The 10,328-nt window shown below is 57.9% G+C and carries 9 protein-coding genes; 6 read left to right on the top strand and 3 right to left on the bottom strand.

Features of this window, described 5'->3' with window-relative positions:
• The 3 genes from VGC33_RS16520 to VGC33_RS16510 all read right to left on the bottom strand — a co-directional run.
• The coding region (locus VGC33_RS16520; RefSeq protein ID WP_331121865.1) for an IS3 family transposase at window positions 1–496 on the bottom strand (496 nt) is incomplete at its 3' end.
• Between the two features lie 26 nt (window positions 497–522).
• On the bottom strand, window positions 523–831 hold the full coding sequence (locus VGC33_RS16515; RefSeq protein WP_331121862.1) for a transposase: 309 nt from the start codon (window positions 829–831) through the stop codon (window positions 523–525).
• Window positions 832–949: 118 nt separating this feature from the next.
• Window positions 950–2,125: a citrate/2-methylcitrate synthase gene (locus VGC33_RS16510; RefSeq protein WP_331121861.1), complete on the bottom strand. Its 1,176-nt coding sequence runs from the start codon at window positions 2,123–2,125 to the stop codon at window positions 950–952.
• Between the two features lie 239 nt (window positions 2,126–2,364).
• On the opposite strand from VGC33_RS16510, the gene VGC33_RS16505 reads away from it, so the two are divergent.
• The 6 genes from VGC33_RS16505 to VGC33_RS16480 are packed head-to-tail and all read left to right on the top strand — an operon-like array spanning window position 2,365 to window position 10,325.
• Entirely contained in the window at window positions 2,365–3,513 is a 1,149-nt protein-coding gene (locus VGC33_RS16505; RefSeq protein WP_331121860.1) for a M20/M25/M40 family metallo-hydrolase, read from the top strand.
• A gap of 27 nt (window positions 3,514–3,540) precedes the next feature.
• The gene (locus VGC33_RS16500; RefSeq protein ID WP_331121859.1) at window positions 3,541–5,181 is read left to right on the top strand and encodes an ABC transporter substrate-binding protein; all 1,641 of its coding nucleotides are present in this window, start codon (window positions 3,541–3,543) and stop codon (window positions 5,179–5,181) included.
• Window positions 5,182–5,209: 28 nt separating this feature from the next.
• Entirely contained in the window at window positions 5,210–6,154 is a 945-nt protein-coding gene (locus VGC33_RS16495; RefSeq protein WP_331121858.1) for an ABC transporter permease, read from the top strand.
• Between the two features lie 8 nt (window positions 6,155–6,162).
• Window positions 6,163–7,047 (top strand): ABC transporter permease, encoded by an 885-nt coding sequence (locus VGC33_RS16490; RefSeq protein WP_331121857.1) that lies wholly within the window; start codon window positions 6,163–6,165, stop codon window positions 7,045–7,047.
• Between the two features lie 15 nt (window positions 7,048–7,062).
• The gene (locus VGC33_RS16485; RefSeq protein WP_331121856.1) at window positions 7,063–8,421 is read left to right on the top strand and encodes an MmgE/PrpD family protein; all 1,359 of its coding nucleotides are present in this window, start codon (window positions 7,063–7,065) and stop codon (window positions 8,419–8,421) included.
• Between the two features lie 47 nt (window positions 8,422–8,468).
• A complete protein-coding gene (locus tag VGC33_RS16480) occupies window positions 8,469–10,325 on the top strand; it encodes a hydantoinase B/oxoprolinase family protein (protein ID WP_331121855.1) in 1,857 nt (618 codons plus the stop codon).
• The last annotated feature ends 3 nt before the right edge of the window (window positions 10,326–10,328 follow it).

The following is a 10,328-nucleotide window of genomic DNA, read 5'->3' as shown; positions in this document are numbered from 1 at the left end:
TTGAAAAATAAGCTATTTCTAAAGCCTGTTTCGTTAACTGGCTGTTAGGATTAGCCGAAAAAGCCCAACCCACCACTTTTCGCGCGTATAAGTCCATTACCACCGCCAGATAAAGCCAGCTTTTCCCCGCCCAGATATAAGTCACATCTCCACACCAGACTTCATTGGGGCCGTTAACAGTGAACTGACGCTTCAAGTGATTGCTGGCTATCGTGGATTCCACATAATGTGTCTCATAGCGATGACGGCGAGGCTGTTTACTGCTTATACCTGCTTCTCGCATGAGTCGGATGACTTTGTACCGGCCAACGAATTCCCCCTGACCGCGTAGCAGGGCCGATAAACTGCGGGCGCCTGCGGCGCCACGACTCTGTGAATGAAGTGCAATCACCTGTTTTTTAAGGCGCAACCGCGCGGAATTTATCCGCCCATAGTGCAAACGTTGGTAATAATAGCTGCTGCGACTCACTCCGAATGCTGCACATAACTCTTTAATAGAATATTGCTCTTTTAGTGCGGTTATCAGTTTGACTGATTGAGCGAGTCTGACATTAAAAGAGCGGTAGCTTTTTTTAGGATTTCTTTCTCACGTTCAATTCTGCGTATTTTTGCTTCAAGCTCCTGAATGTATTGTTGTTCTGGAGTTATGGCCTTAGAGCCGGCAAGGATGGCACCTCCGCGTTCACTTTGAAGCTGATTGACCCAACGGCGTAAAGCAGTTGGACCGACATCCATTGCTTCACACGCCTGGCGTATAGAATAGCGTTGATCAAGCACCAGACTCGCGGCCTCGCGCTTAAAATCAGGAGAGAAAGAACGATTAGCAACCATAGAAACACCTCCTAAAGTTATCTCAATATAACCTCAATCGGTGTCCAAAATCATTAAGCCACAACACCGCGCGGCGTAGGGCAAGGGGGCGGGCTGACGCATTCGCGCCACCCTGTCGCTAACGTCCCGCGCTGGCGCGCGGCCGGATACGGATGCCGCTCAATTTTTGCTCCATCGCATGGGACATCCAGCCAACGGATCGGCCGGTAATAAACATAGCTTCCGCTGCCCCCAGGGGGAGTTTATAGACTCTCTCCACCACCACCAGCGCCAATTCGATATTGGGCTTCAAGCCGGTGATATGGCCGATGGTTTCGATCAGCCGGGCGACGGGCGCGGGAATCTCCAGGCGGGTAAGGATCTCACGGGCACGCGGATCACCGTCCGGATAAAGCCGGTGAAAAAAACCCGCCAGAGGCGCGGTGGAACGGGTACGGGAGGTGATGAGACGGGTCAGGTCTTCCCCCGCCATTGCCTGGCGCACCAGCTCCCTGGCCTCCGTGACCACCCCGGAATGCTCATAGCCGCAATAGGCGGTCAGGCCGGTAAGCAGGCAGGTCGCCAGATCGACATCGGTGGAGGCCGCAACGCGCACGGAAAAAGAGGACGTATTCAATTCATGCTCAGCGCAGCACACCAGTACCCGCCGGATAATATCCGCGGCGGCCGGCGCGTTCCAGCAGGTGGCCAGCGCCTCATGCAAGGTCTTGCCGATATCGGGCGGCGAGGTGACCACTGTGGCGGTTATCGCCCGCACCAGCCGTGCCGCCGAAACGAATACATCGTCGGATTCCTTGACGGAGCGCCGCACAAACGACATGAGAGTAATGGAACGGTCGATCACCGGATCGTCAATAAGCAGTTTTGCCGTTTCAGACCATCCGGGAATATCAGCGATGTCAAAATCGGCGGCGACGAACGGGTTCACCGGCGCGTTCCATAACAGCATCGCCACATCTTCCAGCGTATGGCTATCGGCCAGCTCCAGGATATCCCGGCCGCGGTAGGTCAGCATACCGTTTTGGATCTGGCTGATGCGGGTTTCCAGTACGGGCAATCCCCAGCTCAACGCGGTAGCGGCGGCCGAAGACGGCTTGCGCGCCAGGGTTTTCTGCCATATGAGCCGTTCAATATCCGCGGCGGAATAGAGCCTGGTGCGGCTACTGCCGGGCTGGGCCTCCGAATGGATAAGACCACGGCTTACATAGGAATATAACGTGGCAAAACTTACCCCCAGCCGGCGGGTGGCTTCACCCGCGTCGATCATTCCATGGATATCGCTATCGTCTATCACTGTGCCTCAGATGCATAATTATGTCATATGTTGAATTATTGATTCAAGATTGACCAAGGTTCAAGCAACAAATATCGTTACATCCATAACATAAGAAAAGCAATTTTCCCATATTACCTATACATCTGCGCTAAATACCGCAACCGGTTTTGGCGCACATTCACACTGTGAATCTTTTCCACAGCCCAATTCACTTGGCCGGTCCGTGCTTGCGGAGCGCAGAGCAGGAGCTATTCCTTATGGAACGTAACGTAACAGCCATTATGCGGCTTGTTGAACAGAATGCCGAACGACTTCTGGATGAAGCGGTGGCCATTGCGACCATTCCCGCCCCCTCATTCAATGAATCCAAGCGCGCCGCCCATATCGCGCGGCGCTTTTCAGAAGTGGGTCTTACCGATGTCGCCATCGATAATATCGGCAATGTCACGGGGCGTCGCCCCGGCAGTGGTCCACGCGTTATGGTCGTTTCCCATATGGATACCGTCTTTCCTCTCGACACCCCGCTGCAACCGCGCATTGAGGGCGATCGCATTTATTGTCCCGGCATCCGGGATAACTCCACCGCGGTGGCGAACCTCATCAGCCTCGCCCGGCTGCTGCGGGAGACGGAACTGACGCTACCATGCGAGGTGATCCTGGCGAGCAGTGTTTGCGAAGAAGGATTGGGCGATCTGCGCGGCATCCGCAAGCTGATGGATACCTGGGGCGATAAGGTTGACGCCGTGGTGGCCTATGACGGCGATCTGGGTACTGTGGTTTATGGCGGCGCCGGCAGTAAAAGATACAAAATCACCTACCGGGCCGCGGGCGGCCATAGCTTCTCGGCTTTCGGCAACCCAAGCGCGGTACATGGCCTGGCCACCGCCTGCGCCCGGTTTTGCCAGCTCCCGGTGCCCAGCGATCCCAAGACCACCCTCAACGTCGGCAAGTTCAACGGTGGCGTATCGGTCAATGTAATTGCCGAAGAGGCGGTCGCGGTGATCGATATGCGCTCGGTCTCCCAGGCGGAGCTGGAAAAGATCGCGGCCGCGGCGCTGGCTATTTTCCAGGACACGGCCAAGGAGTTTGGTTGCCGACAGGAGATTGAGAAGGTCGGCGACCGGCCCGGCGGCGGTATCGATGCGCAGCATCCGCTGATTCGTACCGCATGTGACGTATTGGCGGCGATGCGTATCACCCCTGACGTGACCTATTCCAGCACCGACGCGAACATTCCTTTTTCCCTTGGCATTCCCGCCATCGCCATCGGCTCCAGCCTGGGCAAAGGCGTCCATTCGGTCGGGGAAAGCCTGCACATTCCATCCATTGTTCTTGGCTTGCAACAGCTTATCCAATTTTTGGCCCGGCTCGATAGCACCGTCATCCCGTCCCGTAGCCGGACCTAATTGAGCAACATCAGAGAGAGGGTTCAGATGTCCACGACTACACCGCATGACGCTATGTGCTTATCCCGCCGGTCATTGCTGGCGACTCTGGCGCGAACGGTCGCGCTCGCGGCGCTGCCTGCCGGCGTGACCCACCTTGCCTTCGCTCAGGGCACCGATACACCTTCCGCCGAGGGCGGCGTGTTTACGCTGCCGGTCATCAGTAATCCGGCGCTTTGGCCACTGATCGGCGGCGTGCAAAACGTAATGGTCAATCGCGTGCTGTTCAATAACCTGACCACGTATGACGATCCAGGACAAAAAGTGGTCGGCGATCTTGCTGACAACTGGACGGTAGCGGAAGACGGGCTGAGCTGGACGTTCAATTTGCGCAAGGATGTGAAATGGCACGACGGTACGGCCTTCACCGCGGACGACGTTATTTTTACCATTAATAAGGTCTGGCTCAATCCAGAGATTAGCTTTCCTCAGCGATCCAATTTCACCATGCTGGTCCGGGCGGAAAAAATCGATGACCACAGCGTCAGGTTGATCACCACCGACCCGACCCCCGCATTGCCGGTATTGTTGGGTTACCTGGCGCCGATACTGCCGGTGCATAGTCTGGGCACCTGGACCGCCGGGCAATTCACGCAGCCCGCCGCTTTTTCCAAACGGCCCATCGGCACCGGACCGTTTAAATTTGCTGAATTCGTCCCCGGCTCGTACGTTCGCCTGACGCGGTTTGATGATTTTTTTGGTGGCAAGCCGCAGCTGAGCGCCGTGACGTTCAAAGTCATGCCCGATATTGAGCAGCAATTCGCCCAGTTGCAAAGCGGACAGCTCGATTGGATGCTGATCGAGCCTTACCAAGTGGATGCCATCAAATCCAATCCCAAGCTGCGGATTAACGAAGTGCTGTCGAATACCTATTTCTTCGTTAGCCTCAACAACGCGGTTTTTCCATTCAACGACAAGCACGTGCGTCAGGCACTGGCCTATGCCACCGATCGCCGTTCGATTATTGAAAGCAGCCTGTTCGGTATGGCTGAGCCGGCGGCTTCACCCATTACGCCGGTTCTCGCCAAATACCATAACAGCCAAGTTGAAAGCTACGACTTTAATTTATCACGGGCCGCTCAGATTTTAGATGATGCCGGCTGGAAGGCGGGCGCGGGCGGCATCAGGAGTAAGGAAGGCAAACCGCTCAAGTTTGTGCTTGAGGTGGACGCGGGCAATATGACCCGGCAACAGATTGCCCTGATCCTGCAAGATACCTGGAAGAAGCTGGGCGTCGACATCACCATCAAATCCGGTGATTTTGGGGCGCTGGTACAGCGCTTGCGCGCTAAACCCTCCGATGTCCAAGCGGCGATTACCTGGTATATCACCGCGCCCGATCCCGACATCATCACCTATTACGGTTCGAACCGGTCGCTGAATATCGCCAAGTATTCGAATCCGGAAACCGACGCCCTGCTGGAAAAAGGCCGCCTGACGGTGGACGAGCCCGAGCGCATCAGGATTTACCAGAAGGTACAGGCGCTTATCGCGGATGATGCGCCGGTCATCTTTCTGTATTACGCCCACGATATTGAATGCGTTTCCTCCTCGATCCAGGGGTGGTCGCCCACGCTGGGGTATCGATACAGCCTGGGTAAAATCGCCGCTGTTCGGCGGACCCGATAACAGAATTGACTAAACAAGGCGGAAGCCAATGGTACGGTATTTTATGCGCCGATCGATCAGCGCGGCGGTGCTTCTCCTGGTGGTGTCTTTTGTGGCCTTCATGCTTATCACTATGGCGCCCGGGGGTCCCTCGATTCTGATCGATCCCGGCATGTCGCCGGAAGACGCGGCGTTAATGAAAAAGCTGATGGGACTGGATCAGCCTTTTATCGTCCAGTACGGACACTGGCTAAGCGGCGTTCTGCGGGGGGATTTCGGCACATCGCTCAGCGTCCGGCTGCCCGTCGCGGGCATTATCGCCCAGCAATTGCCTAATACCCTGTTGCTGGCGGCATGCTCGCTGGTGGTCGCCGTGCTGATATCGGTGCCCCTGGGCGTGATGTCGGCCAGGCGGCGCAATAGTCTGTTCGATCATGCCACGGCGATGTTCAGTTTTTTCGGTTTGTCCGTTCCGCCGTTCTGGTTTGGGCTGATTTTGGTGATTATTTTTTCCATCAAACTCTCCTGGCTGCCGGCGGGGGGAATGGTCAGCGAAGGGGGCGGCGGATTTCTGGATGTGGTCAGTCACCTGGTGTTGCCCACGCTGGTACTGGCGGTGGCCAATATGGCGGAGCTGGTGCGCTATACCCGCTCGGCCATGATTACGGTACTGCAGGAAGATTTCATCCGCACCGCCCGGGCGAAGGGACTCAGCGAGCGCGTCACTGTTTACAAACATGCGCTGGCCAACGCCCTGGTGCCGGTAGTGACGGTGATTGGATTATTGATCCCCCGGTTATTCGGCGGCGCAGCGATCACCGAAACCGTATTTGGCTGGCCCGGTATGGGACAGCTTGCCGTGCGGGCAGCGTTTGAACGGGACTATCCGGTCATTATGGCGGTAACGTTGGTGACGTCCGCCATCGTGATAGTCGCCAGTTTTATCGTGGATTTGTTATACGCGTGGATCGATCCGCGCATCTCATTGAAGTGAGGACCGCCATGACACTGCAACAGATACAGCCATTACCCGACGCCGCGGCGCCGATGAGCCGCTCCCCGGGGCGGCGGGCATTGCGTCGTTTTTGCCGCAATAAAGGCGCGGTGATTGCCTTGTTTCTGCTTATCGTACTGAGCCTTGGCGCTCTCCTCGCACCGGTGATCGCGCCCTTCCCGCCAAACCAGATGTCGTTGCGAGACCGCATGCAGCCACCGGGGCTGGTCCATTTATTAGGGACGGATGAGAATGGCCGCGATGTCTTTTCCCGCTTGATCTACGGCGCGCAAATTTCCTTGTCGGTAGGGGTTTCGGCGGTAATTTTCTCAGTGGCCATCGGCACGTTGATCGGTGGGATGGCCGGATTTTCCGGCGGCAGGATCGATAGCATCCTGATGCGGATCACCGATGGCATGCTATCGGTGCCCATCTTCTTTTTTATGCTCACCGTGCTGGCGCTCTTTGGCTCGACGCTGTTCCACATTGTTATCGTCATCGGCGTCACCAGTTGGATGAGCGTCGCCCGCATCGTGCGGGGCGAGGTATTGCGCAACCGGGAACTGGTGTATGTCGAGGCGGCCCGGGCGCTGGGCGCGACGCCCTCCCGGCTGTTCTTCAAGCATATCCTGCCGCAGTCATGGCCCGCCATCATCGTATCAGCAACCCTCGGCATCGGCTGGGCGATCCTGATTGAATCCTCCTTATCCTTTCTCGGGCTTGGCGTGCAGCCGCCGGATCCGAGTTGGGGGAACATGCTTTCCAACGCGCGCGGTTATATGTGGAACGCGCCGATGTTGGCCTTTATTCCCGGCATGGTGATTTTCATCACGGTCCTGCTGTTCAACTGGCTGGGCGACGGTCTGCGTGACGCGCTCGATACCGGCTTATAAACGGGGATGATGGCGATGAACATGCTCGAATATCTCGCCCGCTGGAGCCGGAACGGCGAAGGCTTCAGCTTGGCGGCCCGGCAAGGGGCCGCCGAGGCGATCCGCGATACGCTGGCCTGCATGATAGCCGGCGCCGGGGATCCGGTCGTGCAGATGACCCGGCAGGCATATCGCGCCAGCCTCACCGCCGGCGCCAGCGTCGCGATCGGCGGTGGCGCCGGCGCTCCTGGCGTTGCGGCGCTGATCAACGCCACGGCGGCGCATGCGCTCGATTACGATGACACATTCCGTCCGCTGATGGGTCATGCTTCCGCCGTGCTGGTCCCCGCCTTGCTGGCCACGGCGCAGGCGGCCGGCGCTGATGGCCGGCAGCTGGTGGCAAGCTATCTGGTGGGACTGCAAGCGCAGGCAGTCATCGGCGCGGTGATGAACCCGGGCCATTATGCCGCCGGCTGGCACGCCACCTCAACGATTGGCGCCATCGGCGCCGCGGCGGGCGCGGCCTGGCTGCTGGGGCTGGATGAAGCAGGCATCCTCCAGGCCATGTGCCTCGCCATCAGCATGGCCGCCGGGGTGAAGGGACAATTCGGCACCGCGGCCAAACCGCTTCATGCCGGTCTCGCGGCGCGCAATGCGGTTGAGGCCGCCGCGCTTGCCGCCGCCGGCATGCGCGGCAACCCCGGGATCATGGATCATCCCTTTGGGTTTGCTTCCCTGTACGCCGCCGCCGGCAGGCCTTGGCAGGAGGCGATCGCCGACACCGGCAAGCTGCATGTCATCGAAGCCATAGGTCTGTCGCCGAAACGACATCCTTGTTGCGCCTCTACCCATAACGCCATCGATATGCTGCTGGACCTGAAAGCCGCCCACGGCTTTGCGGCGCAAGACGTTATTTTGCTGGATTGCCTGGTGGGCTCTATCAATAAAGACAATCTTCCGTACACCGAGCCGGCCAATGAGATGCAGGCGCGCTTCTCAATGCATTACTGCCTTGCCGTCGCCTTGGCCAACAACCGGCTGCGCCTGGCGGATTTCACCCCTGACGCCATTTTCGACCCGGCGATTCGCCGTTTCCTGCCGCTGACGCGGATGCATGCGGCGGATCCCGCCAGGGAGGATAAGTCTGGCTATGTGACGCACAAACTCAGCGTTCATCTGCGGGATGGCAGGCGGTTATGCGCCGCGCGGGCCATGGCCAAGGGCGACCTGTCGGAACCCTTTGGTTCAGATGACCGCCGGGAGAAATTTTTTGACTGTTGTCATGGCCGCCTGGATCAGCAGACCGCCAATGAGCTGTATGAGCAACTCCATCACCTTGATCGGCAAGATAATATTGAATTTATAGCGGGTGCCTTACGGCAACCCGGTAATTAAATATGCGTGCGCTACGCCGCGCAATTTATCGGAAAGGGTATTCATTTATGCAAAATCTCGTTGTGGCACGCGGTACCCGGCCGGCGCAGAGCGTTACGCCGGTCATGCTGGAAATCGTCAAAGGGGCGCTGAGTTCCGCGCAGTCTGAAATGGAGCGTCTGTTGCAGCGCACCGCCATGTCGCCGGTGATCCGTGAAAAACAGGACTATTTCTGCGGCCTGTTTGATCGGCAAGGCCGTCTGCTGATTGGCACCAAGTTGCCGCTATTGGGCAATATTCTCGACCCGGTGCTGGAATTTTTCCCCATGGAGGAGATGAAACCGGGAGACGTCTATTGGTATGACGATCCTTATCTCTCCAAGGGCGGTGTGTCCCACACGCCGGATCAGGTTTTTATCAGCCCAATCTTTGTTGCGGGCCAACTGGTCGGCTTTACCCATTCATGGGCGCATTTTCTGGATATTGGCGGCACGCATTCCGGGTCAACCACGCCGGATGCGACCGAAATTTTCCATGAAGGCATTCTGATCCCGCCGGTCAGGCTTTATCGCGAAGGGGTGCTGAACGAAGATCTGTTCCGCACCTTTGTCCGCAACTCACGTTTCCCCGACATGATAAAAGGCGATGTGCGCGCCATGATGGCAGCCGTAGAGCTGGGTCGTCTGCGCATGGTCGAATTATTCGAACGGTTTGGCATAGAGACCGCCCATCAGGCTTTTGAACAACTGATCAATCAGACCAGGGAGTTTGCCCGCGCCCGGCTCGACGCCATCTTTACCCCCGGTAGCTATAGGTTCGCCGAGCTTATCGACCAGGACGGGCATGGCACGACGTCTATCGCCATCCGCATGACGCTCACCGCCGCCAACGGAAAGCTGATCCTTGATGCCACCGATACCGACGATCAAACCCTTGGACCGATTAACTTCCTCATGCATCCGTCCGTGGTGCAGATGGTGTTCGGCATCTATGCCCTGGCGGGACATCCGGAATTTATGTTCAACGAAGGGCTGCTGGGGATTATCGATGAAGTGAAACTGCGCGAAGGCAGCGTCATCCAGCCCCGTTTCCCCGCCTCTCTCGGGCAGCGCTCAGTGACCGTATCGCGGGTGACCAGCGCTTGCCTGGGCCTTATCGGCGTTGCCCGCCCTGATTTGGCCCTGGCCTCCAGCTCCGCCTATAGCGCCAACAAATTGCGCGGCGTGTTCATGGGCAGCGGCAAAGTGTTTCTTAAAACCCTGGCCATCGCCGCCGGCCAGGGCGCGCGCCCCGCTTCCGATGGGCCGGACGCGGTGTATTTCCTCAACCAGCAAAATTATCCCCTTGAGTTCGCGGAACAAAATTACCCCCTGATCATGCGGCAATACGCCATTAATCAGGATTCGGGCGGACCGGGGCGGTGGCGCGGGGGCTGCGGCGTTATCCGTGAATTTGCGATGATCTCGAAGTCCGCCTCCATTTCCATTCGCATGAGCAATGTGGACTATCCCGCCTATGGCGTAAACGGCGGCATGAGCGGCCGCTCCGGCCGGTTCGTGCTCAATCCCGGCACGCCCGGCGAAAAAATCCTGCCCAGCCTGCAAGATGGCGTGGCGCTTGCAACGGGCGATGTATTGCAAATCGCCATGCCGGGTGGTGGCGGGTTTGGCCATCCTTTCGATCGCGAACCCGAGCGGGTATTACGCGATGTTCTGGCCGGCTTCGTCAGCGTCGAAAGCGCGCAGGAAGACTATGGCGTCATTCTTGATGTCGAGTCGCAGTCCGTCAATATGGCCGCGACCCGGGAACACCGCGCGGCGTACCGCTGGCCAACCAAACTATTCCATCGTTGCCGTTATTTTGATGCCGAAGAGTGGTGGGACCACGCCGACACCCTCAGCCAATCCCAACATTCGCGCGTTTAACCC

It is taken from the genome of Acerihabitans sp. (genome assembly GCF_036398755.1).
Classification (GTDB): Bacteria; Pseudomonadota; Gammaproteobacteria; order Enterobacterales; family Enterobacteriaceae; genus Acerihabitans.
The sequence above is the reverse complement of the archived record's forward strand: the minus strand, read 5'-3'. Positions and strand labels throughout refer to the sequence as shown.

Coding starts and splice junctions, on each gene's coding strand:
- VGC33_RS16515 (WP_331121862.1), bottom strand. CDS start 831: ATGGTTGCTAATCGTTCTTTCTCTCCTGATTTTAAGCGCGAGGCCGCG.
- VGC33_RS16490 (WP_331121857.1), top strand. CDS start 6,163: ATGACACTGCAACAGATACAGCCATTACCCGACGCCGCGGCGCCGATG.
- VGC33_RS16495 (WP_331121858.1), top strand. CDS start 5,210: ATGGTACGGTATTTTATGCGCCGATCGATCAGCGCGGCGGTGCTTCTC.
- VGC33_RS16480 (WP_331121855.1), top strand. CDS start 8,469: ATGCAAAATCTCGTTGTGGCACGCGGTACCCGGCCGGCGCAGAGCGTT.
- VGC33_RS16485 (WP_331121856.1), top strand. CDS start 7,063: ATGAACATGCTCGAATATCTCGCCCGCTGGAGCCGGAACGGCGAAGGC.
- VGC33_RS16505 (WP_331121860.1), top strand. CDS start 2,365: ATGGAACGTAACGTAACAGCCATTATGCGGCTTGTTGAACAGAATGCC.
- VGC33_RS16500 (WP_331121859.1), top strand. CDS start 3,541: ATGTCCACGACTACACCGCATGACGCTATGTGCTTATCCCGCCGGTCA.